This is a genomic window from Sphingobium sp. AP49 (genome assembly GCF_000281715.2).
Taxonomy (GTDB): Bacteria; Pseudomonadota; Alphaproteobacteria; order Sphingomonadales; family Sphingomonadaceae; genus Sphingobium.
This window is the reverse complement of sequence record NZ_CP124576.1, coordinates 878,415-898,920: the sequence shown is the minus strand read 5'-3', so window position 1 is coordinate 898,920 and position 20,506 is coordinate 878,415. Positions and strand designations below refer to the sequence as shown.

At 64.1% G+C, this 20,506-nt stretch carries 25 protein-coding genes; 15 read left to right on the top strand and 10 right to left on the bottom strand.

Features of this window, described 5'->3' with window-relative positions:
- Window positions 1–45: 45 nt before the first annotated feature.
- The 3 genes from sdhA to sdhC are packed head-to-tail and all read right to left on the bottom strand — an operon-like array spanning window position 46 to window position 2,644.
- A complete protein-coding gene (sdhA, locus tag PMI04_RS04415) occupies window positions 46–1,860 on the bottom strand; it encodes a succinate dehydrogenase flavoprotein subunit (protein ID WP_007711554.1) in 1,815 nt (604 codons plus the stop codon).
- On the bottom strand, window positions 1,860–2,249 hold the full coding sequence (gene sdhD / locus PMI04_RS04410) for a succinate dehydrogenase, hydrophobic membrane anchor protein (RefSeq protein ID WP_007711552.1): 390 nt from the start codon (window positions 2,247–2,249) through the stop codon (window positions 1,860–1,862). The genes sdhA and sdhD overlap by 1 nt, the downstream gene beginning before the upstream one ends.
- A complete protein-coding gene (sdhC, locus tag PMI04_RS04405) occupies window positions 2,249–2,644 on the bottom strand; it encodes a succinate dehydrogenase, cytochrome b556 subunit (protein WP_037486716.1) in 396 nt (131 codons plus the stop codon). The genes sdhD and sdhC overlap by 1 nt, the downstream gene beginning before the upstream one ends.
- A 172-nt stretch (window positions 2,645–2,816) precedes the next feature.
- On the opposite strand from sdhC, the gene PMI04_RS04400 reads away from it, so the two are divergent.
- Genes PMI04_RS04400 through PMI04_RS04390 form a run of 3 tightly spaced genes read left to right on the top strand, consistent with a single transcriptional unit; the run spans window position 2,817 to window position 5,937 of the window.
- Entirely contained in the window at window positions 2,817–4,148 is a 1,332-nt protein-coding gene (locus PMI04_RS04400) for a methyl-accepting chemotaxis protein (protein ID WP_193378307.1), read from the top strand.
- 39 nt (window positions 4,149–4,187) lie between these two features.
- Window positions 4,188–5,186: a 50S ribosomal protein L11 methyltransferase gene (locus PMI04_RS04395; protein ID WP_007711542.1), complete on the top strand. Its 999-nt coding sequence runs from the start codon at window positions 4,188–4,190 to the stop codon at window positions 5,184–5,186.
- 31 nt (window positions 5,187–5,217) lie between these two features.
- Window positions 5,218–5,937 carry a dienelactone hydrolase family protein gene (locus tag PMI04_RS04390; protein ID WP_007711540.1) on the top strand — a complete coding sequence of 240 codons (720 nt, stop codon included), beginning with the start codon at window positions 5,218–5,220 and terminating at the stop codon, window positions 5,935–5,937.
- Here PMI04_RS04390 and PMI04_RS04385 read toward each other — a convergent pair.
- The 3 genes from PMI04_RS04385 to PMI04_RS04375 are packed head-to-tail and all read right to left on the bottom strand — an operon-like array spanning window position 5,934 to window position 9,053.
- Window positions 5,934–7,298 (bottom strand): amidase, encoded by a 1,365-nt coding sequence (locus tag PMI04_RS04385; protein WP_238535941.1) that lies wholly within the window; start codon window positions 7,296–7,298, stop codon window positions 5,934–5,936. The genes PMI04_RS04390 and PMI04_RS04385 overlap by 4 nt on opposite strands.
- Window positions 7,299–7,335: 37 nt before the next feature.
- On the bottom strand, window positions 7,336–8,466 hold the full coding sequence (locus PMI04_RS04380; RefSeq protein ID WP_007711537.1) for a M14-type cytosolic carboxypeptidase: 1,131 nt from the start codon (window positions 8,464–8,466) through the stop codon (window positions 7,336–7,338).
- Window positions 8,463–9,053 carry a hypothetical protein gene (locus PMI04_RS04375; protein WP_007711536.1) on the bottom strand — a complete coding sequence of 197 codons (591 nt, stop codon included), beginning with the start codon at window positions 9,051–9,053 and terminating at the stop codon, window positions 8,463–8,465. The genes PMI04_RS04380 and PMI04_RS04375 overlap by 4 nt, the downstream gene beginning before the upstream one ends.
- A gap of 196 nt (window positions 9,054–9,249) precedes the next feature.
- Between PMI04_RS04375 and ykgO the strand changes: the two genes are divergently transcribed.
- Complete coding sequence (gene ykgO, locus PMI04_RS04370) at window positions 9,250–9,375, top strand: type B 50S ribosomal protein L36 (protein ID WP_004210176.1); 126 nt, start codon at window positions 9,250–9,252, stop codon at window positions 9,373–9,375.
- 183 nt (window positions 9,376–9,558) lie between these two features.
- Here ykgO and pyk read toward each other — a convergent pair whose 3' ends face one another.
- Window positions 9,559–11,016 (bottom strand): pyruvate kinase, encoded by a 1,458-nt coding sequence (gene pyk, locus PMI04_RS04365; protein WP_007711535.1) that lies wholly within the window; start codon window positions 11,014–11,016, stop codon window positions 9,559–9,561.
- Between the two features lie 103 nt (window positions 11,017–11,119).
- On the opposite strand from pyk, the gene PMI04_RS04360 reads away from it, so the two are divergent.
- The 7 genes from PMI04_RS04360 to PMI04_RS04330 all read left to right on the top strand — a co-directional run bounded on the left by PMI04_RS04360 (window position 11,120) and on the right by PMI04_RS04330 (window position 14,342).
- Window positions 11,120–11,419: a DUF1244 domain-containing protein gene (locus tag PMI04_RS04360; protein WP_007711530.1), complete on the top strand. Its 300-nt coding sequence runs from the start codon at window positions 11,120–11,122 to the stop codon at window positions 11,417–11,419.
- Between the two features lie 107 nt (window positions 11,420–11,526).
- Window positions 11,527–11,769: a DUF2312 domain-containing protein gene (locus tag PMI04_RS04355; protein ID WP_004210171.1), complete on the top strand. Its 243-nt coding sequence runs from the start codon at window positions 11,527–11,529 to the stop codon at window positions 11,767–11,769.
- A 131-nt stretch (window positions 11,770–11,900) separates the two neighbouring features.
- The gene (locus PMI04_RS04350; protein WP_007711527.1) at window positions 11,901–12,227 is read left to right on the top strand and encodes a heavy metal-binding domain-containing protein; all 327 of its coding nucleotides are present in this window, start codon (window positions 11,901–11,903) and stop codon (window positions 12,225–12,227) included.
- 93 nt (window positions 12,228–12,320) lie between these two features.
- Window positions 12,321–13,064 (top strand): YebC/PmpR family DNA-binding transcriptional regulator, encoded by a 744-nt coding sequence (locus PMI04_RS04345; protein ID WP_007711517.1) that lies wholly within the window; start codon window positions 12,321–12,323, stop codon window positions 13,062–13,064.
- 20 nt (window positions 13,065–13,084) lie between these two features.
- Complete coding sequence (gene ruvC / locus PMI04_RS04340; RefSeq protein ID WP_007711516.1) at window positions 13,085–13,576, top strand: crossover junction endodeoxyribonuclease RuvC; 492 nt, start codon at window positions 13,085–13,087, stop codon at window positions 13,574–13,576.
- Window positions 13,577–13,603: 27 nt separating this feature from the next.
- Window positions 13,604–13,825 carry a hypothetical protein gene (locus PMI04_RS04335; protein WP_007711515.1) on the top strand — a complete coding sequence of 74 codons (222 nt, stop codon included), beginning with the start codon at window positions 13,604–13,606 and terminating at the stop codon, window positions 13,823–13,825.
- 79 nt (window positions 13,826–13,904) lie between these two features.
- Entirely contained in the window at window positions 13,905–14,342 is a 438-nt protein-coding gene (locus tag PMI04_RS04330) for a response regulator (protein WP_007711514.1), read from the top strand.
- On the opposite strand, the gene PMI04_RS04325 is transcribed toward PMI04_RS04330, so the two are convergent.
- Together PMI04_RS04325 and murA are read right to left on the bottom strand one after the other, a co-directional pair.
- Entirely contained in the window at window positions 14,287–15,798 is a 1,512-nt protein-coding gene (locus tag PMI04_RS04325; protein WP_007711513.1) for a PAS domain-containing protein, read from the bottom strand. The genes PMI04_RS04330 and PMI04_RS04325 overlap by 56 nt on opposite strands.
- A complete protein-coding gene (murA, locus tag PMI04_RS04320) occupies window positions 15,791–17,074 on the bottom strand; it encodes a UDP-N-acetylglucosamine 1-carboxyvinyltransferase (RefSeq protein WP_007711511.1) in 1,284 nt (427 codons plus the stop codon). Before murA ends, PMI04_RS04325 begins: the two co-directional genes overlap by 8 nt.
- A gap of 212 nt (window positions 17,075–17,286) precedes the next feature.
- On the opposite strand from murA, the gene PMI04_RS04315 reads away from it, so the two are divergent.
- Entirely contained in the window at window positions 17,287–18,021 is a 735-nt protein-coding gene (locus PMI04_RS04315) for a Crp/Fnr family transcriptional regulator (protein WP_007711510.1), read from the top strand.
- Between the two features lie 7 nt (window positions 18,022–18,028).
- On the opposite strand, the gene PMI04_RS04310 is transcribed toward PMI04_RS04315, so the two are convergent.
- Entirely contained in the window at window positions 18,029–18,595 is a 567-nt protein-coding gene (locus PMI04_RS04310) for an HNH endonuclease (protein ID WP_007711509.1), read from the bottom strand.
- 93 nt (window positions 18,596–18,688) lie between these two features.
- Here PMI04_RS04310 and gluQRS point away from each other — a divergent pair, with 93 nt between their 5' ends.
- From gluQRS to PMI04_RS04295, 3 genes are read left to right on the top strand one after another with little or no spacing between them, the layout of a single operon-like run.
- The gene (gluQRS, locus tag PMI04_RS04305; protein ID WP_081491025.1) at window positions 18,689–19,594 is read left to right on the top strand and encodes a tRNA glutamyl-Q(34) synthetase GluQRS; all 906 of its coding nucleotides are present in this window, start codon (window positions 18,689–18,691) and stop codon (window positions 19,592–19,594) included.
- Window positions 19,595–19,603: 9 nt separating this feature from the next.
- The gene (locus tag PMI04_RS04300; RefSeq protein ID WP_007711507.1) at window positions 19,604–19,837 is read left to right on the top strand and encodes a twin transmembrane helix small protein; all 234 of its coding nucleotides are present in this window, start codon (window positions 19,604–19,606) and stop codon (window positions 19,835–19,837) included.
- Between the two features lie 19 nt (window positions 19,838–19,856).
- Window positions 19,857–20,426, top strand: coding sequence for a cob(I)yrinic acid a,c-diamide adenosyltransferase (locus PMI04_RS04295; protein WP_007711504.1), 570 nt, complete (start codon window positions 19,857–19,859; stop codon window positions 20,424–20,426).
- The last annotated feature ends 80 nt before the right edge of the window (window positions 20,427–20,506 follow it).

The window sequence follows — 20,506 nt, the reverse complement described above, 5'->3', positions numbered from 1 at the left end:
CCTTTCGGCCCGCCCTCTTCACATGTCCGGCTTCATGCCCCGGACTTAGTATACGCGCGCCTTCGGCTTGATATACTCCGCCTCGTCGGTCATCGTATAGTCGTGCACCGGACGGTAATCGAGCGTCACCTTGCCGCTCGTACCACCCCAGCCCTCGAACCAGCTGATGGTGTGCTTCATCCAGTTTTCGTCGTCGCGGTTCGGGAAATCCTCGTGCGCATGCGCGCCGCGCGATTCCTTGCGGGCCTCGGCGCCTTCCATCGTGCAGATGGCCTGGCTCATCAGGTTGTCCAGTTCCAGCGTCTCGATGAGGTCGGTGTTCCAGATCAGCGAGCGATCCGACACCTTGACGTCCTGCAGCCGCTTGTTGACCGCCTGCATCTGGGTGACGCCCTCGGAAAGCAGCGCGCTGTCACGGAACACGGCGGCATGCTTCTGCATGGTCCGCTGCATGTCCATGCGGATTTCCGCCGTCGTCGTGCCGCCATCAGCATTGCGATAATGGTCGAGGCGCGACAGCGCCAGATCGGCCGAATCCTTCGGCAGCGGCCGATGCGGCGCGTTGGGCTTCAGATTGTCCTTGAGGAACAGACCGGTCGCGCGGCCGAACACGACAAGGTCGATCAGCGAGTTGGAGCCGAGGCGATTGGCGCCATGCACCGACACGCAGGCCGCTTCGCCGACCGCGAACAGGCCCGGCACCACGACTTCCGGATCGTCGCCGACCTTGGTCACCACCTGGCCATGATAGTTACAGGGGATGCCGCCCATATTGTAATGGACCGTCGGGGTCACCGGCAGCGGCTGGCGGGTCAGGTCGACACCGGCAAAGATCTTGCCGCTTTCGGTGATGCCCGGCAGGCGCTCGGCCAGAACCTTGGGGTCGATATGGTCGAGGTGAAGGAAGATATGATCCTTGTGCTCGCCGACGCCACGGCCCTCACGCATTTCCATCGCCATCGAGCGCGACACGACGTCACGCGACGCCAGATCCTTCGCCGACGGAGCATAGCGTTCCATGAAACGCTCGCCTTCCGAGTTGGTGAGGTAGCCGCCTTCGCCGCGCGCGCCTTCGGTGATCAGCACGCCCGCGCCATAGATGCCGGTCGGGTGGAACTGCACGAATTCCAGATCCTGCAGCGGCAGGCCGGCGCGCAGCACCATGCCGCCGCCGTCGCCGGTGCAGCTATGGGCCGAAGTGGCCGAGAAATAGGCGCGGCCATAGCCACCGGTCGCCAGCACGACGGCATGGCTGCGGAAGCGATGGATGCTGCCATCTTCCATGCAGATGGCGATGACGCCGCGGCATTCCTTGCCGTTCGGGCCATCTTCCATGATCAGGTCGATGGCGAAATATTCGATGTAGAAGTCGGCATCATACTTCAGGCTCTGCTGGTACAGCGCGTGGAGCATGGCGTGGCCGGTACGGTCGGCCGCAGCGCAGGTGCGCTGCACCGGCGGGCCGGCGCCCATATTCTGCATGTGGCCGCCGAACGGACGCTGATAGATGGTGCCGTCCTGGTTGCGGCTGAACGGCACGCCGGCATGTTCCAGCTCGATCACGGCCGCCGGCGCTTCGCGCACCATATATTCGATCGCGTCCTGGTCGCCCAGCCAGTCCGACCCCTTGACGGTGTCGTACATGTGCCAGGTCCAGTGGTCGGGGCTGTTGTTGCCAAGCGAGGCGGCGATGCCGCCCTGAGCCGCCACGGTGTGGCTGCGGGTCGGGAACAGCTTGGTGATGCAGGCGGTCTTGAGGCCCGCTTCGGCGCTGCCCATGGTGGCGCGCAGGCCCGAACCGCCAGCACCCACGACGACGGTGTCGTAGGTGTGGTCGATGATCTTATAGGCTTCGGTCATTATTTCACGATCCCCGTGAAGGCGATCTTGGCGATCGCGAAGACGCCCGCGGCCGCACCGCCAAAGGCATAGAAGTTCAGCAGCAGCATGGAGAGGAAGGCCAGTCCCTTGTCGTGGACATAGTCTTCCAGCATGACCTGCATGCCCAGGCGCAGATGCCAGAAGATGCTGACGATCATCAGCATCAGCGGCACGGCGACCAGCGGATTGTGGATCCAGTTGACCACGCTCTCATAGTCGAGGCCGGGCAGGCTGAGCAGGCTGAAGATCAGCCACAGCACCAGCAACAGGTTGCCGACGGCAGTGTAGCGCTGCGCCAGCCAGTGATGCGCGCCATGATGGGCCGAGCCCAGGCCACGGACGCGGCCGATACCAGTACCAGTGCCCATCAGAGCGCCTTTCCGAAGATGGTGAGCCAGACCAGGCCGGTCACGAGCAGCGAGAGGATGAAGGTCGCGATCGACCAGTTCTTGTTCTTCTTCAGCTCATAGCCCGCGCCCATGTCGAGCACGAAGTGCCGCAGGCCCGAGAAGAGATGCTGGAAGAAGAACCAGGTCAGGCCGATCATGACCAGATAGCCGATCGGCGACGTCGCGCACTTGACGAAGGTGGCATAGGCTTCCGGGCCGGTCGCGGCAGCCATCAGCCACCAGATGAGGCCCAGCGCGCCGGCGGTGGCCAGGCCATTGCCAGTCACGCGGTGCATGATGGAAACGGCCATGGCCGGTCCCCATTTCCAGATCGTCAAATGCGGCGAGAGTGGCCGGCTGTTGGATCGCGCCATGTCTACCCTAGTCCCTGCTTCTATCCTTTGAGTCCGCTCCCCTTAGGAGCGAAGACGCGGGAGGGCAAGCCACGCAAGGCGAGTCTGTCGCCCCGTTCAAATAAGAAGTGATTAACCAAATGGCGCTATCAGACCCTGGTTCATCCTGACACCAATTGGGGTTCTGCCATCCATGACTTCCGCTGCCGCACCCAGGAACGCCATCGCCCAGATGCTGGCCGAGGTTGACCCCCGAGGCGATCTGGCACGAGGCATGCTCGAAATCGCCGAACTGGTCGGCGATGACAGCAAAATTGCGGCACAGACCTTCTTTTCGACCTATGTCGATGGTTCGGGCCTGCGCGCCAGGCTGGAGCCTGAAACGCTGGCCCGCATGGAAGACGCGGCCCATGACTATGTGCGGCAGAAACTGAAACAATATAGCGCCGGCGAATGGGCATTATCGTCCACGGCCTGCGTTCGTCATGCCCGCAAGCACGGCATCCCGGTCCGCGCCGTGCTGCTGCCGGTCGCGGCTGCCAACGGCAAGCTGACCGACCTGATCTGGGATCGCTGCAGCGACGACCGGATGCGCCGCCGGCTGGTCGATGTCATCGCCCAGGTCGGCATGGTCGATGCCGGACTGATGGCCAATGTCATCGCAATCGATGATGCGGAATCGCAGCGCAATGCACGCCAGCAATTCGGCGTGCTGTTTGAACAGCGCATCATGGGCGAGATCGACGGCGCCTCGCAACTGGGCGAATCGCTGCGTGAACAGGCCAAGGACGCTTCCGCCGCGACCCGCGGCATGCTGGGCAAGGCATCCGAAGTCGCCGCCGCCGCCGAACAGTCGGCGCTCGCCATGCGCGAAGCCGCCCGCACCTCGGCCGGCCTGATCCGCGCGATCGAGGATGCCCGTACCGAAGTCGAAAGCGCAGCCGAAGTGGCCCAGCGCGCTGCTGCCCAGTCGGGCGACGCGGTGGCGATGTCGGCCACCCTGTCGGAACATGCCAAGTCGATCGAATCGATCCTGGGCCTGATCCGCGACATTGCCGGCCAGACCAACCTGCTGGCGCTCAACGCGACGATCGAGGCTGCTCGTGCCGGTGATGCCGGGCGCGGCTTTGCCGTGGTTGCACAGGAAGTGAAGAGCCTGGCCAACCAGACCGCGCGTGCGACCGACGAGATCGCCGGCCGCATCGCCGATATCCAGGCATCGACCCGCCAGTCGGTCGACACCAACGAACGCATCCGCGATACGGTGGGCGAAGTGCAGGCCAGCGCCCAGCGCATCCGCCATGCCATGGATGCCCAGGCCCAGACCGTGACCATGATCACCGCAGCCGTCGACGAGACCGCGCTGGCCGCCGATTCGATGTCGACCACCATTTCCGCAATCCGCCAGGATACCGAAGTGGTCGCGTCGGAGATCGACCAGCTGGAACGCGGCTTCATGAGCGTGGAAGGCAAGCTGTCGAGCCTGCGCCATGCCTCGACCGACTTCGGCCGCCAGGTCGCCTGACCCTTTTCCTCCCTTCCCGGCTGGTCTAAAGGCGGCGGCATGAACGATGCCGTCGCGCCAGCCGCCCAGAGCTGGAAAGTCACCCTGCCCTGCACCCGCGCCGAAGCGGAGGCGCTGGACGGGGATATCGCGGCCTTTGCCCTGATGGATCGCCCCCCGGTGCTGATGACCAGCGAGGCCGAACCGGACGATGAGAATAAGTGGCAGCTGGATGCCTATTTCGAGGGCAAGCCCAGCCCCGCTGCGATCAAGCTGCTCAAGACGCTGGTGCCAAGCGCAGCGGGCACGAAGCCGCTGGTCGAAGCGCTGCCCGACGAGGATTGGGTGACGATCAGCCAGCAGGGGCTAGAGCCGGTCACCGCCGGCCGCTTCCATGTCCGCAACCTGGCGTCCGACCCGACACAGCCGGGCCATGTCAATTTCCTGATCGAGGCGAGTCGCGCCTTCGGCACCGGCCAGCATGAAACGACGGCCGGCTGCCTGGCCATGCTCGACCGGATGCGCCGGGTCGGCATGCGCTATCGCAATGTCGCCGACATCGGCACCGGCACCGGTCTGCTCGCCTTTGCCGCGCTGACGCTGTGGCCGCGCGCCTATGCGATCGCATCGGACATCGATCCAGTCGCGGTCGACATCACGCGCGACAACGCGCTGGCGAACGGCATCATCCCGGGCGCAGGCCCCGGCCGGCTGGCGCTGTGCACCGCCGCCGGCGTCGACCATGTCGCGCTGGTCGGTCGGGCGCCTTATGATCTGCTGATCGCCAACATATTGGCCGGTCCGCTGATCGAACTGGCTCCCTCGCTCTGCGCGCTGGTGGAAGATGGCGGGACGATCGTGCTCGCCGGCCTGCTCAACGAACAGGCCGATGCGGTGATTGCAGCCTATCGTGCGCAGGGCATGCGCCTGGCCGAACGCAGCGATCGGGGCGACTGGCCGACCTTGCGCCTGCGCAAGCGCCCGCAGATCGGCTGGAAGCGGCCGCGCCGCATCGACAGTGCCGCACGCGGCGAGGCGCCCGGCTTCGGCAGCATCTGATCCTATCGACCTATCCACAGGAGACGCTTTCATGGCCATCACTCGTCAGACGATCATCCATGACGGTCCGGATGGTCCGTTTGAAAGCGTCGCCGTGGTCGACGATGCCGCCACGGGGCCGGTGCCGGGCATTCTGCTGCTGCCCAATGTCCTGGGCACGAAGGAAGCCGACTTCCGCTATGCGGAGAAGGTCGCGGCGCTCGGCTATGCCGTGCTGGTCGCCGACGTCTTTGGCCAGGGCAAGCGCACCACCCGCGCCGATCCCGATGCCGGGCGGTATATGAATGCGCTGAATGCCGACCGTGCGCTGCTACGCGACCGGCTGCAGGGCGCCCATGCGCTGCTCAAGACCATGCCGGGAGTCGATGCCGCCCGCACCGCGGCGATCGGCTTCTGCTTCGGCGGCCGCTGCGTGCTCGACCTCGCCCGCAGCGGCGCGGACATTGCCGGCGGCGTCAGCTTCCACGGCGTCTATGAAGCACCGCCCTTCCCCAATGCGACGATCACCGCAAAGCTGCTGATCTGCCATGGCTGGGACGATCCCTATGCCGCGCAGGATGCCACGCTGGGGCTGGCGAAGGAACTGACCGAGGCGGGCTGCGACTGGCAGATCCACGCCTATGGCCATACCGGCCATGCCTTCACCGACGAGAGCGTCCATATGCCGGAAAAGGGCTTGGCCTACAGCGCCGACGCCGACCGGCGCAGTTTTCGCGCGATGGTGAATTTCCTCGACGAACTATTTGACTAGGCCGCGAGCAGCTTTTCCACCGCAGCCGCGATCGCGAACAGGCGCTGGTCCTGCCCTGCCCGTGCCATAAGCATCAGGCCGACCGGCAGGCCGCCCTGGCGCGGCAGCGGCAGGGAAATGGCGCATAGGTCGAAGACATTGCCGAGGCCGGTGTTGCGCAGCAGCAGCCGGTTGCGCGCGACGAAGATGTCCGGGTTCGCCACCTCCGCCTGGGTCGGCGCAACGATCGGCGTGGTCGGCAGGACCAGCATGTCCAGCCCGGCCAGGCGCGCATCCATCGACCGGACCAGCGCGGTGCGTTCCGCCAGCATCTGCCGGTGGCGTTCGGGCGTCACATCACGGCCCGCCTGCATCCGCGCCAGCACGATTGGATCGAAATCCTGCGCACGGGTCGCGATCCGGTCGCGATGGATGGCATAGGCCTCGATCGAGGCGATCGGCACCGGCGACTGGAGCGCCTGCATCGCATCGAATTGCGGGAAGACTTCGTCGCTGAGCGTCACGCCCGCCTTGCCCAGCCGCGCCAGCGCATCGGCGAAACGCGCCGCCACGGTCGCGTCCAGATCGGCCAGCGGCAGGCCCTGCGGAATGCCGGCGCGCAGCCCCTTGAGCGGCGCGAGGTCAAGCCGGCGGGGTGTCTCGCCCGCCAATATCGCATCGGTGCGGAAACAGGCATCCACGCTGGTCGCGATCGGCCCGATCGAATCGAGCGTGGGCGAGAGCGGAAAGGCGCCGTCGGTCGGTACCCGCGCCTTGGTCGGCTTATAGCCGACGACGCCGCACAGCGCCGCCGGGATGCGGCACGACCCGCCGGTATCGGTCCCGATCGCGATCTCGCACATGGCATCGGCCACTGCGACACCGCCACCACTGGTCGATCCGCCCGGTACGCGGGCGCGGTCGGCCGGATTGCCCGGCGTGCCATAATGGGGGTTGGCGCCGACGCCGGAAAAGGCGAACTCGACCATGTTGGTCTTGCCGACGATCACCGCGCCGGCCTGCTTCAGCCGGGCGACGACCGGCGCATCGACAGTGGCAGGTGAGGCATCGGCCAGAATCAGGGAACCCGCGCGAGTCGGTTCGCCTGCGACGTCGAACAGATCCTTGATGCTGACGATCGCGCCGTCGATCGGCGAGAGGGGCGAACTAGCGCGGGCATCGGCCGCATCCGCCGCCGCCCGTGCAGTGTCAGAATAGAGGGTGAGGTAGGTACGCTTGCCCTCCCCCGCCGGGTCAGCGATGCGCGCCAGCGCTGCCTCCAGCCGTTCGCGCGATGGCCGGGCTTTGGCAATGGCCGGCGCGCCGACGGTGCCGAGGGCCATGGCGCCACCGGCACCGTGCAGGATCGTCCGTCGCGTCACGCCGTCATTCCCCATCGCTGCCCCCAGATTGCCCTCGTCAGATATCGTCGATCATCTCCGCCAGCACCGCCAGGCAATCCTTGCCCAGCTGGGCCGACCGGGCGGGCGACCAGCCGAAATCCGCGTCGGGCAGATCATCATTATCCTTGAACGGCATTTCCAGCGTCATCGCGACGGCGCCGAATCGCTCAGCCAACTGGTTGGTCGACATGGCAAGATTGGCCTTGCCGCCACCCGCCACCGGATAGCCGAGGCGCGTCTGGAAATCGGGCGTGCGGGCCGCCAGCGTGTCGCGATAGCGATGATAGAGCGAGAGCTGCCGGTCGGTGATCGAGGGAATGCCCTCGAACCCGGCCAGGAACACCGCCGGGATCGCCTCGTCGCCATGCACGTCCATGGCGAAATCGATACCGGTCTCGTCCATCGCCGCGCGGACCAGAAAAACTTCCGGACTCTTGTCCATCGACGGCTCATGCCATTCGCGGTTGAGATTCACGCCCGCTGCATTGGTGCGCAGATGGCCGCGCCGGCTGCCGTCCGGGTTCATGTTAGGGACGATGTGGAAGGTCGCCTTCTGCCGCAATTTGCGGGCGACGGCGTCCTCGTCGTCGGTCAGCCGCTCCAGCGCGCCTTCCATCCACCATTCCGCCATGCTCTCGCCGGGATGCTGGCGGGCATAGAGCCAGATATTCTTGGGGCCTTCGCCGACGCTCAGCATGTCGAGCGGCTGGCCGTCCAGCGTCAGGCCCAGCTCGCGATGCTCGACGCCCGGCTGGCAGGCGGCCCAGGCGACGAGGTCATGATGGCGCTCCATCGAATAGGGCGCGAAATAAGCGAGCCAGACGGCATTGCTGTCGGGCGAGAGGCGGATGGTCAGGGTGCCATCGCTATAGTCGGTATCGGCCTGCAGCCAGTTCTCGCGATCCTCGCTCATCCGCGCCTTGTAGCCCGGCCAGCCATCCGGATAGGCCGAACCCGCGCAATTGACGATCGCCAGTTCCACCTCCCGTCCGGCGGCGCCCGCCAGACGGAAATGAAACCATTGGTAGAAGTCGCTGTCCTTGTCCTTGACGATCTCCAGTTCGGCGCGGACGCCGGCGGGGCTATCGGTGATGGAAAGAACGCGGATGTTGCCGCTGTCGAAGGCGCTCGAAATGGAGATGGTCATTTGACCGTTATAGTGCGCCCCGATTCGCCCGGATAGCCCCCGATGAGGGCGGCAGCGAGCTTTTGCGCGGCGGCGGCCGGCTGGGCTGCGGGCGAGCCCTCGCGTGCCTGGGTATAGGCGCGGCCTTCCCAGATGGCGGTCGAATCGCTGCGCTTGCGAATCTGCACCTGCATCTCGGTGGTGACGATATCCTTGGGCTTGCCCGACAGGTTGATACCCACGCCCAGGCCCAGGCCCGAATAGCCGCCGCTGCCCACCGCGCCACCGACGCCGACACTCACCGGCTTGTCGTTATAGCCATTGCCGGTCGGGCGGAAGCTGCGGCTGAACGCCACGCGCGCGACATAGTCGCTGGCATTGCCGGTGACAGGGCTGAAGCCCACCTGCTGCAACTGCTGGCCGACGGCAGCGGCGTAGGTTCGGAATTCCAGGCTGATGTCGGGATTGCCGGGCATTTCCTCGATCGCGATCGTCCCGGTCCGGGCCGGATTGCCGGTATGGAATCGCGTGACCTCGGCCGACGGGACAGTCGTACAGGCCGCCAGCGACAAGGCCAGAGTGGATGACAGGATGATCTGTTTCAGCATCGAACTTGAACTCCAACGGGGCTAGACCCTACACGCCGCGCCCAGGCTATTTCCTTCCAATGCGTGAAGCCACGACTTGGCTGCACGCAGGATGAACGGTGGCAAAAGAAGCTTGGCTACCCTTGACTTTCGGCGCCCTCCCCCATAGGGGCTGCGCTTCGATTTTCCAATCAAGCAAGATTCCAGAAGGCTCACAATGAAGATCCGCAACTCGCTCAAGTCGCTCAAGGGCCGCCACCGGGACAACCGCGTGATCCGTCGTCGTGGCCGCACCTACGTCATCAACAAGACCAACCGCCGCTTCAAGGCCCGCCAGGGCTAAGCTGCGCGCGGGGATCGGCTTGCCGATCCTCCCGGCCCAATGAGGCCTGTTTGAGCGCCCGATCCTCCGGATCGGGCGCTCAACGTGTAGGTGCATATTACGCCGGCAATCGATTCGCCGCCCCATGAAAAAGGCGCGGCCACCCGGATGGATAGCCGCGCCGAATCGGGCATGCTCCGGGAATCAGCCCTCGTCGCGTCCCTTGAGCTCATCGCCGCGCACGGTGGCGACATGCAGCACGTTGGTTGAACCGGGCGTACCGAAGGGAACGCCGGCCAGCACCACGATCTTGCCACCCTTGACCGTCATGTCATGGCGCAAGGCCATGCGCCTGGCCTTGCCGATCATCTCCTCGAAATTGCCGATATCCTTTGTGCGGATGGCATGGACGCCCCAGGTCAGCCCCAGCTTGCGCGCGGTATCGGCGCGCGGCGTCAGCGCCAGAATCGGCGCGGAAGGCCGTTCGCGCGCAACCCGGCGCACAGTGCTGCCCGACGAGGTGAAGCAGGTGATGGCGCTTGCCCCCACCACCGACACGATGCCGCCGGCCGCCTCCGCCAGTGCGTCGGCGGTCGTGGGGTCGGGGCGTGTCTCGGTAAAGTGCAGGCGGGCGAAATAGCCCGGGTCGCGCTCCACGCTATGGGCGATGCTATCCATCATCGTCACCGCCTCGACCGGCCAGTCGCCCGCCGCCGTCTCGGCCGACAGCATGATCGCGTCGGCCCCGTCATAGACAGCGGTCGCCACGTCCGACACTTCCGCACGAGTCGGCGTCGGCGCCTTGATCATCGATTCGAGCATCTGCGTCGCGACCACCACCGGACGGCCCATGCGGCGCGCCGTGGCGACGATCTGCTTCTGCAAAGGCGGCACCGCCTGCGGCGGCAGTTCGACGCCCAGATCGCCGCGCGCGACCATCACGCCGTCGGCCATCTCGATAATCTCTTCCAGCCGCTGCACGGCCGAAGGCTTCTCGATCTTCGCCATCAATGCGCCATAGCCGCCCATCAGCTTGCGCGCTTCGGCCAGATCTTCGGGCCGCTGCACGAAGCTGAGCGCGATCCAGTCACAGCCCTGCTCAACCGCAAAGCTGAGATCGCGGCGGTCCTTGTCGGTCAGCGCCGGCACCGGCACGACCACGTCGGGCACATTGACCCCCTTGCGGTTGGACAGGGTGCCGCCAATCTCCACGATCGTGTCGATCCGCGTATCGGTGACCGCCTTCACCCGCAGCACCAGCTTGCCGTCGTCCAGCAACAGCCGGGTCTCAGGCACGAGCGCAGCATAGATTTCCGGATGCGGCAGGTTTACGCGCTGGACATTGCCCGGCGTATCGTCGCGATCCAGCACGAAGGGCGCGCCGGTTTCCAGCACCACTAGGCCCTTTTCAAAGACGCCCACCCGCAACTTGGGACCTTGAAGATCGGCGAGGATGGTCGTGGGTCGCGCAAATTCCTTTTCCAGCCCCCGAATCGTCGCGATCCTGGCGGCATGGTCTTCATGCGCCCCATGGCTCATATTGACTCGAAAGGCGTCGGCACCCGCGACGAACAAGGCGCGAATCATCTCTGCGCTCTCGCTGGCGGGGCCGAGGGTCGCGAGAATGCGGACCTTGCGCGAGCGGGGCGGTAGCTGTGTCATGTCTTCTCCTGGCCGTCATGATCGCCTCTGGCTTGCCAGGGCGTCGTTATCGATTATCCGTGCTGCACGACAGGATGATGTAGAAAAGCGAAAGGTTTCGCCTGTGACCGATAACATACTCAGCGACGCCGTCGCTGCAACCGCCTTCCGTCGCTTGATCGCGCATTTGCAGCATCGCACCGACGTTCAGAACATCGATCTGATGGGAAATGCGGGATTTTGCCGCAACTGCTTGGCCGACTGGATTGCCGAGGCCGACGGCAATCTGACGCGCGACCAGGCGCGCGAGATCATCCACGGCATGCCCTTTGCCGATTGGAAGACGCGCCACCAGGGCGAGGCAACTCCCGAGCAGATCGCCAGGATGCAGGAGAGCGTGGCGAAGAACGCCGACAATCATTAGGTGCTCAACGAGTCTGGCGGACCGATCGAAGCGCAAAGCGCTTCCACCTCAAACAATCAGGCTCTAGGAGCATCCGCCAACCGATTCACACTGACACGGAGATTCCCATGAGCGAGGGCAATATCGCGGCCGACCAGCTGCGCCTTCTGATCGAGCGCATCGAGCGCCTGGAAGAAGAAAAGAAGGGTATCGGCGACGATATCAAGGACGTCTATCTGGAAGCCAAGGCGACCGGTTACGATCCCAAGATCATGCGCCAGATCATCCGCCTGCGTAAAATGCAGCCGCATGATCGCCAGGAAATGGAAGCGATTCTGCAGACCTACCTGTCCGCGCTGGGCATGGAATAAATGGCATAAGGCGGCCGCCGCCTTATTCCCGCCGGTGCGCTGCACCGGACCTTGCCGAGGGGCGCTGTCGACCTACATCAGGTCCGGCCCCCTCGCGCCAGGGGCGCCACAAACCGAGAGGACGCCCCATCATGACCGACATCATCGTCAGCACCACCAGCCGCCTGGAAGGCCGTCCCGCCCAGGATTATCTGGGCATCGTCACCGGCGAGGTGATCTTGGGTGCCAATCTCTTCCGCGATCTCTTCGCCAGCGTGCGCGACATCGTCGGTGGCCGATCGGGCGCCTATGAGGATGTGTTGCAACGCGCCCGGGGCGAAGCGATCGAGGAGATGAAGGGCAATGCCCGCAAGCTGGGCGCCAATGCCGTCGTCGGCGTCGACCTGGATTATGAAGTGATCGGCGCCAATGGATCGATGCTGATGGTCTCAGCCTCGGGCACCGCCATTCGCTATTGAACCCTTATCCCGGTTATCCTCTAGCGTTGCAGGATGGCCACGCGCTCGCTAGAGAGCGCCCTTCGGTTTCACAGAAAATGTCAGGAGAAGGCCGTGGCCGGCCATTCCAAATTCAAGAACATCATGCATCGCAAGGGCGCGCAGGACAAGAAGCGCTCGTCGATGTTCTCCAAGCTCAGCCGCGAAATCACCGTCGCGGCCAAGATGGGCATGCCCGATGTGGACATGAACCCGCGCCTGCGCCTGGCGGTCAACGCGGCCAAGGCCCAGTCGATGCCCAAGGACAATATCCAGCGCGCGATCGACAAGGCGATCGGCGGCGACATGGAGAATTACGAGGAAATCCGCTATGAGGGCTATGGCCCTGGCGGCGTCGCCATCATCGTCGAGGCGCTGACCGACAATCGCAACCGTACCGCGACCAACGTCCGCACCGCCTTCGCCAAGAATGGCGGCAATCTGGGCGCGTCGGGCGCCGTGAGCCATGGTTTCGATCGCCTGGGCCTGATCACCTATCCCGCCAGCGCCGGCGATGCCGACGCGATCTTCGAGGCAGCCCTGGAAGCGGGCGCGGACGATGTTTCGTCGAACGAAGACGAGCATGAGATCTGGACCGCAATGGACGCGCTGCACGAAGTCGCCAAGGCGCTGGAAGCCAAGCTTGGCCCGGCAGAGGGCGCCAAGCTCGCCTGGAAGCCGCAGACCACTCTCGAAGTCGATGAAGCCAATGCTGCAACGCTGCTGAAGCTGGTCGACACGCTGGAAGATGATGACGACGTCCAGACGGTCTGGGGCAATTACGAAGTGTCCGACGCGGTGATGGAGAAGCTGGGCTAAATGCCTGCGGCTTGCATCGCATGATCATCCTGGGCCTGGATCCAGGCCTCGGCACGACGGGCTGGGGCCTGATTTCCGCCGACGGCAACCGTCTGGCCCATGTCGGCAATGGCCAGATCAAGACGGATAGCGCCATGTCGCTGGCGACGCGGCTGATGGCCCTCGACCTGGCCTTGACCGACCTCATCCTCGAACACCGGCCCGACGGCGCGGCGGTCGAGGAGGTGTTCGTCAACGTCAATCCGCAATCGACGCTGAAGCTGGGCCAGGCGCGCGGCGTCATCCTGCTGAACGCCGCACGTTCCGGCATGGAAGTCGGCGAATATGCCGCCCGACTGGTCAAGAAATCGGTCGTAGGCGTCGGCAATGCGTCGAAGGATCAGGTCCATGCCATGGTCCAGCGGCTATTGCCGGGGGTGAAGATCGTTGGATCGGACGCCGCCGACGCCCTTGCGGTGGCAATTACCCATGCCCATCATCTGGCGAGCGCACGACGCATACCCATGCGTTGACCACCCCTTGTCGAGGTACATCGGATCATGACCAGCCTACCCCATGCCCGCTACATCGTGCTTGCCCATGAGGGCGTGTGGAAGATCAATCTCAACAACAGCTATTTTGGTCCGTTCGACAGCCAGCAAGCCGCCGTCGACAGCGCGACCGACACAGCCCGCAAGGCAGCGGACAGCGGCTATCCGGCATCGGTCCTGCTGATGAACGGCACGGCGTTCGACATTGTGTGGTCCAGCACGGAAAAATGAGACGCTATAATTTTCTTAACCCGAGGGAACCGATACTGTCCTGCAGCATTTAAGGGCACCAACTATATCGGGCGCGGGAATGGCCAAGAAGATTCTCATCGTCGAGGACGAGATTTTCGTCGCATTGGAAATTGAGCAGATCGTGCAGGATGCCGGCTTCGATGTCGGCGCGATTGCGGCTGACCGGGAAGCGGCGCTTGGTGCTGCGGCGGAATGCGATATTGCGCTCGTTGACCTCAATCTGCGGGATGGGCCTACCGGTCCGAGCATCGGCATGGAATTGGCCAGCCGCTTCGGCATCCGCGTGATCTATGTGACCGCCAACCCGGCGCAGATCGGCACGGCATCCGCCGCAGCCCTGGGCGTCATTACCAAACCCTTCCGCGCACATAGTATTGCCGCCACAATCCAGCTAGCCGCGAGCGACATGCCCGCACTCGAAACGGCGGAAATTGTCGGCTTTACGCCGTTCCTGCCGCCGCACGGCTCATGGAGCGCCGCGGGATCGAGAGGGTAACCTGCAGACCGTCGGCTTGCCATTGGCGCTCGACCCGACCACCTAACTGACGCTCGATACTCAGCGCGATCAGCCGGCTGCCAAAGCCTTCCACGACACTCGGCACCACAGCAGGGCCGCCTTCCTCCCGCCAGTCGACACGGAACGCCTCTGCCCCTGCAGCGATATGCAGCCGGACCTGGCCCTGGGGTCGGGACAAGGCACCATATTTGGCGGCATTGGTCGCCAGTTCATGAAAGACCAGTGCCAGGGGCGTGGCCGAACGATCATCCACTGCGGGATCTTCACCGGCCAGGATTATGCGCCCGCCATAGGGGGCCAGAATCTGTGCCAGGACGCCATGCAGACTGCCCTGCTTCGGCGTTGGCTGGAAATTATCGCCGTGGGGCCGTACGAAATCATGCGCGCGCCCCAGCGCCAGGATGCGGTCGCGCAGATCGTCCGCCCCTTCACGCATGCCAGAATGCTCGCGCGCTGTCAGGGCGATCAACCCGGCAATCACCGAAAAGATATTCTTGATCCGATGGGACAGTTCATGCGCGATCAATTCGCGCTCTTCCATCATCAGCTTCTGTTCGTGAATCTCGGTACAGGTGCCGATCCAACGTATGATCGCGCCATCGGGTCCCCGGATCGGCAAGGCCCTGCCCAGCGTCCAGCGATAGTCACCGCGGTGGTGGCGCAACCGATATTCGATCTCATACGCCTCTCCGCTTGCCAGGCTGTGACGCCATCTTTCCCAGGCATGCGGCTGATCGTCCGGATGGAACATGCCGTTCCATGCGTCACCGTCCGTGGAACCGGCCGGTACACCGGTATATTCATACCAACGGGCATTATAATAATCATGATAGCCGTCGGGCAGCGTCGACCAGACCATCTGCGGCATGGTATCGGCTAGCGTCCGGAACATCCGATCGCTATCGGCGACCGCCGCCGCATCCAACCGTTGCTGCAAGATCACGTCGCGATCGCGCCGGCGCCCCTCCAGTTCCACCATCACCTGCCGAGCAAGCAAAGCCAACCCCTGTCGCTGCAAAGGCGTCAAGTCGGCGCGCGGTACGGTATCGATCACGCACAGTGCGCCCAGCGGCTCGCCGTCCGCGCCCCATAAAGGCGCACCGGCATAGAAACGGATATGCGGCGGACCGGTGACCAGCGCATTATCGATGAAACGTACATCGCCCGTAGCATCGGGAATGACGAAAATATCCTGGCCCAGCATGGCAAGAGCGCAGAAGGAGACATCGCGCGGCGTCTCCTCGGCATCGAGCCCCGTACGCGCCAGAAAGCGCTGGCGCACATCCTCCACGATGCTGACCAGCGCGATCGGCGCGTTACATAATTGCGCCGCAAAAGCGGTAATGTCGTCCAGGGTCTGGAAACCGCCGGCATCCAGATCATAGAGCGCCAGTAGCGCCGCCCGATCCGTTGCCAGGCCCCGCCCCTCAGCCATCGCTGACCCGCTCGATATCGGCGCCGACGGCGGACAGCTTTTCCTCCAGTCGTTCATAGCCGCGATCGAGATGATAGACCCGATTGACCTGGGTCTCGCCCTCGGCGGCTAGGCCCGCCAGGATCAGGCTCATCGACGCACGCAGATCGGTCGCCATCACCGGCGCGCCCACGAGCCCCGACACACCGCGCACCACGGCGGTCCGCCCGTTGACCGCGATGTCCGCGCCCATGCGCGCCAGTTCGGGCACGTGCATGTAGCGGTTTTCAAAGATCGTCTCCGTCAGCACCGAAGCGCCGTCGGCCAGCGTCAGCATCGCCATGAACTGGGCCTGCATGTCGGTTGGGAAGGCCGGGAAGGGCGCGGTCGACAGGGTCAGTGGCTTGAGCTTGCCATCGGACGACACCTTGATGCCGCCCTTATATTCGTCCACCTGCACCCCCGCATCGCGCAGCGCAGCCAGGATGGCATGCATATCTTCGGCATTGGCGCCAGCCAGGTCGAGCGAACCGCCAGTGATCGCCGCCGCACAGGCATAGCTGCCTGCCTCAATCCGGTCGGGCATCACGCTGTAGGTCGCGCCGTGCAGCCGTTCGCGGCCATGGATGACCAGCTTGTCGGTGCCAACGCCTTCGATATCGGCGCCCATCGCGATCAACAGGTTGCATAGATCCACGATTTCCGGCTCGCGCGCGGCATTTTCCAGAATGCAGGTGCCCTTGGCGAGGGCCGCCGCCATCAGCGCATTCTCGGTCGCGCCCACCGACACGACCGGGAAAGTGTAGATGCCACCGGGCAGACCGCCGTCGGGCAGGCTCGCACGGACATAGCCGGCAGCGATCTCGATGATCGCGCCGAACGCTTCCAGCGCCTTCAAATGCAGGTCGATCGGACGATTGCCGATCGCACAGCCACCAGGCAGCGACACCCGCGCCTCACCCTGGCGCGCGAGCAACGGCCCCAGCACCAGAATCGACGCGCGCATTTTGCGCACGATGTCATAGGGCGCTTCCGTCGAGGTGACCCGACCGGCGCGCATCGTCAGGACGCGGCCAAAATCCTCCGGCCGTGCCCCCTCGATCATGGTCGACACGCCGAGTTGGTTGAGCAGATGACCGAAGCTGTCGACATCGGCCAGGCGCGGCAGATTGCGCAGCGTCACCGGCTCGTCGGTCAGCAACGCGCATGGCAGCAGCGTCAGGGCAGCGTTCTTGGCGCCGGAGATGGGAAGGCGGCCGTTGAGTTGCTTGCCGCCGCGAATGTGAATGCGGTCCATTGGCTAGGGTTCATAACGCCTATTGCGCGCCGTGCAAGGCGGACGGGGCGCGATTTGACGTCAAATCCGACACGACAGAGCATGGAAAGAACACAATTTGTGCCGATCCGCACAACCTTGATCGAGTTTAGTGCACGACACGAAAATGCAGCCAAAAGACGCTTGGGGCGTTCTGCCAACGAAACGACAATTTCAGGAAAAAGGTTTTTTGGGTGGCAACAAGTTGTTTCGCGGAAAGGTTGGCCAAGCATGTTCCTCTGTCCGAAGCGGAAAAGACGGCACTAGCCAGGCTCGAGGAAAATCCGCGTCGGGTGAAACGCGGTGCAATGATCCAGCGTGTAAATGACACCGTGACGGAATTGTTCGTCCTGCGCGAAGGGCGCGTGATGAGCTTCGTCATCCTGCCCGATGGCAGCCGCCAGATATTGCGTGTCTATTTTCCAGGCGACTTCATCGGGTCGGCCAGCACGGTCTACAACAAGGCCCCGGAATCGCTGATCGCCCTGTCCGACGCCATCGTCTGTCCATTCGACAAACATGCGCTGCGCCGACTGCTGGAGGAATATCCCCGGGTCGCAGCCCTGCTGTTCCTGTTGTCGAACACCGAACGGGTCGCACTGACCGACCGGCTGGCATCGCTGGGACGCACATCCGCCAAGGCCCGGGTCGCGTCCTTCCTGCTCGACATGTTCGATCGTCTACGGGTGACGGACGACAGTATCACCGACAGTTTCGAGCTGAAGCTGACGCAGGAGGAAATTGGCGACGCGATCGGCCTCACCTCGGTTCACGTGAACCGCATGATCCGCCAGATGGAACAGGAACAGCTGATCAGCCGGGCCAATGGCCGCATCACGTTGCTGGACATGGCCGGACTGGAGGAAATCGGCCACTACACCAATCGGCACAAGGATATGGACCTGGACTGGCTGCCGGGGATGAACTGATGCCGATTCAGGCGATCAATTCGACGTCCCAGTAAAGCCAGTCGTGCCAGCTTTCGTGCAGATACCCGGGTGGGAAGGCGCGCCCATGTTCCTGCAGTTGCCAACTGGTCGGCCGGATCGGCTGGACATGGAGCTGCATACCGGCCTCCCGAGGGGTGCGCCCACCCTTTTTCAGGTTGCAGGGTGAACAGGCCGTGGCGACATTTTCCCATGTCGTGCGTCCGCCCGCACGTCGCGGCACGACATGGTCAAAGGTCAGGTCATGCGTCGTCCCGCAATATTGGCAGGAAAATTTGTCGCGCAGGAACAGGTTGAAACGGGTGAAGGCGGGATGTTCCGATGGCCGGACATATTGCTTGAGCGCGATGACCGAGGGGATCTTCATCAGCAGGCTAGGGCTGTGGACTTCCCGTTCATACGAAGAGACGATGTCGACCCGCTCCAGAAAGACCGCCTTGATGGCAGTCTGCCAGGGCCACAGGCTCAAGGGGTAATAGCTGAGCGGCGTATAATCCGCATTCAAAACCAGCGCCGGGCAGTTTTCCGGATGCCGTATCAGGTCGGGATGGTACATAAACGCCTCTACCCCCTTGCCGACGCCGCTGATCCACCAGCAACATGACAAGGGCATGACAGCATTAACGAATATCCGCCGTCAAGGGCCTGTATGACTCAATCCGTCGCACCACTGCATCTAGTGACTCGTTTCGCACCAAGCCCCACAGGTCGATTGCATGTCGGGCATGGATGGTCGGCATTGATGGCGATGGACCTGGCCCGCCGCGAGGGCGGTGCATTTCGCCTGCGTATCGAAGATATCGACGGGACCCGCAGCCGACCCGAACATGTCACGGGCATCGTCCAGGATCTGCGTTGGCTGGGCGTGGAGTGGGACGGAGACATCATCTTTCAGTCGCAGCGGCTGGACCATTATGATGGGGCACTGGTGCGCCTGCGCGATATGGGTCTGCTCTATCCCTGTTTCTGCACCCGCGCGGATATCCAGGCGAGCCTGACGGCACCGCACGGGCCGGAAGGCCCCGTCTATCCTGGCACGTGCCGCACGTTGCCCCAGGCCGAACGGGATCGGCGGCTGGCGAGCGGAGCCCCCCACGCCTGGCGGATCGACATGGCGGCGGCGACCGCGCGCGCCGCGCCTCTGCATTGGCCTGCACTTCCTTATCCGCCGCGCCGCGCCGCCATGGTGGAGGATGTGCTGGCGGACCCGCTTGCCGCTGGCGATGTCGTGCTGGCACGCAAGGATGCGCCAGCCAGCTATCACCTGTCCTGCACACTCGACGATGCCGCCATGGGCATCACCCATGTCCTGCGGGGCCAGGATCTGCGTGCCGCCACCGATATCCATCGCCTGCTGCAGGCGCTGCTCGACCTGCCGACACCGGTCTATGTTCATCATCCGCTGCTGATGGGTCCGGACGGCAAGCGTCTGGCCAAGCGCAGCGGGTCGATCGCCCTCGCCGAACTGCGCGACCAGGGCATCGACCCGCTCCGCCTGGCCGATGACCTGCGCGCCGGACGCTTTCCAGTTGGCATCGCATTGGTACAAGCCTAGTCTTTGGCCATGACCGCCATACTCATCATCGCCCTCATCCTTGCCATGGCCGCGACCCTGTTCACACTCATCCGCGGCATCATCGCCTTCCTTCAAGCGACCAAGGAAGAACTGAACCTGCCGGAGGGTGCGCCCCGGCCATCCAGCCTGAAACAAAATCGGATGATGATGAATCGCATCCTGTTCCAGGCCGCCGCCGTCATCATCATCGCCCTGCTACTGATGATGAAGGGGCAGGGTTGAAGGCGGAAGGACCGATCCAGTGGTGAAACTGAATAAGATCTACACCCGCACCGGCGACGCGGGGACCACTGGGCTGGTCGATGGATCGCGCCTGCCCAAACATGCGCCCCGGATGCAGGCGGTCGGCGACATCGATGAAGCCAACAGCGCAATCGGCCTGGCCATATTGGCGATCGGCGACCGCGCCGAGGCGCCATGGCTGACCATGATCCAGAATGACCTGTTCGATCTGGGCGCCGACCTGGCCACGCCGCTGCCCGAAGGAGCGGATGAGCCCTGGGCGCTGCGGATCATACCCAGTCAGGTCGTGCGACTGGAAGAGCAGATCGACGCGATGAATGCCGAACTCGCTCCGCTCGACAGCTTCGTCCTGCCTGGCGGATCGCCCGCTGCCGCCGCTGTCCATCTCGCCCGCGCCATTACCCGGCGCGCAGAACGCAGCGCCACTGCAGCCGCAAGCGTGGATCGACTGAACCCCCAGGCCCTCGCCTATCTCAACCGCCTGTCCGACCTGCTGTTCGTGCTGGCGCGTCGGCTGAACGACAATGGCGCAGGCGACGTCAAATGGGTGCCGGGCGCATCGCGCTGAGCCCGCGCCCATTCTGACTCGCCGCGGGCACGGCCCGTCCGCACGGCCAGGCATTAACCCTGTTTCTTCAGGCTGCATTT

Excerpts from the sequence above, each read along its gene's own strand:
- sdhA (WP_007711554.1), bottom strand. The coding sequence starts at position 1,860 with ATGACCGAAGCCTATAAGATCATCGACCACACCTACGACACCGTCGTC.
- sdhD (WP_007711552.1), bottom strand. The coding sequence starts at position 2,249 with ATGGGCACTGGTACTGGTATCGGCCGCGTCCGTGGCCTGGGCTCGGCC.
- sdhC (WP_037486716.1), bottom strand. The coding sequence starts at position 2,644 with ATGGCGCGATCCAACAGCCGGCCACTCTCGCCGCATTTGACGATCTGG.
- PMI04_RS04400 (WP_193378307.1), top strand. The coding sequence starts at position 2,817 with ATGACTTCCGCTGCCGCACCCAGGAACGCCATCGCCCAGATGCTGGCC.
- PMI04_RS04395 (WP_007711542.1), top strand. The coding sequence starts at position 4,188 with ATGAACGATGCCGTCGCGCCAGCCGCCCAGAGCTGGAAAGTCACCCTG.
- PMI04_RS04390 (WP_007711540.1), top strand. The coding sequence starts at position 5,218 with ATGGCCATCACTCGTCAGACGATCATCCATGACGGTCCGGATGGTCCG.
- PMI04_RS04380 (WP_007711537.1), bottom strand. The coding sequence starts at position 8,466 with ATGACCATCTCCATTTCGAGCGCCTTCGACAGCGGCAACATCCGCGTT.
- PMI04_RS04375 (WP_007711536.1), bottom strand. The coding sequence starts at position 9,053 with ATGCTGAAACAGATCATCCTGTCATCCACTCTGGCCTTGTCGCTGGCG.
- ykgO (WP_004210176.1), top strand. The coding sequence starts at position 9,250 with ATGAAGATCCGCAACTCGCTCAAGTCGCTCAAGGGCCGCCACCGGGAC.
- pyk (WP_007711535.1), bottom strand. The coding sequence starts at position 11,016 with ATGACACAGCTACCGCCCCGCTCGCGCAAGGTCCGCATTCTCGCGACC.
- PMI04_RS04355 (WP_004210171.1), top strand. The coding sequence starts at position 11,527 with ATGAGCGAGGGCAATATCGCGGCCGACCAGCTGCGCCTTCTGATCGAG.
- PMI04_RS04350 (WP_007711527.1), top strand. The coding sequence starts at position 11,901 with ATGACCGACATCATCGTCAGCACCACCAGCCGCCTGGAAGGCCGTCCC.
- ruvC (WP_007711516.1), top strand. The coding sequence starts at position 13,085 with ATGATCATCCTGGGCCTGGATCCAGGCCTCGGCACGACGGGCTGGGGC.
- PMI04_RS04335 (WP_007711515.1), top strand. The coding sequence starts at position 13,604 with ATGACCAGCCTACCCCATGCCCGCTACATCGTGCTTGCCCATGAGGGC.
- PMI04_RS04330 (WP_007711514.1), top strand. The coding sequence starts at position 13,905 with ATGGCCAAGAAGATTCTCATCGTCGAGGACGAGATTTTCGTCGCATTG.
- PMI04_RS04325 (WP_007711513.1), bottom strand. The coding sequence starts at position 15,798 with ATGGCTGAGGGGCGGGGCCTGGCAACGGATCGGGCGGCGCTACTGGCG.
- murA (WP_007711511.1), bottom strand. The coding sequence starts at position 17,074 with ATGGACCGCATTCACATTCGCGGCGGCAAGCAACTCAACGGCCGCCTT.
- PMI04_RS04310 (WP_007711509.1), bottom strand. The coding sequence starts at position 18,595 with ATGTACCATCCCGACCTGATACGGCATCCGGAAAACTGCCCGGCGCTG.
- gluQRS (WP_081491025.1), top strand. The coding sequence starts at position 18,689 with ATGACTCAATCCGTCGCACCACTGCATCTAGTGACTCGTTTCGCACCA.
- PMI04_RS04300 (WP_007711507.1), top strand. The coding sequence starts at position 19,604 with ATGACCGCCATACTCATCATCGCCCTCATCCTTGCCATGGCCGCGACC.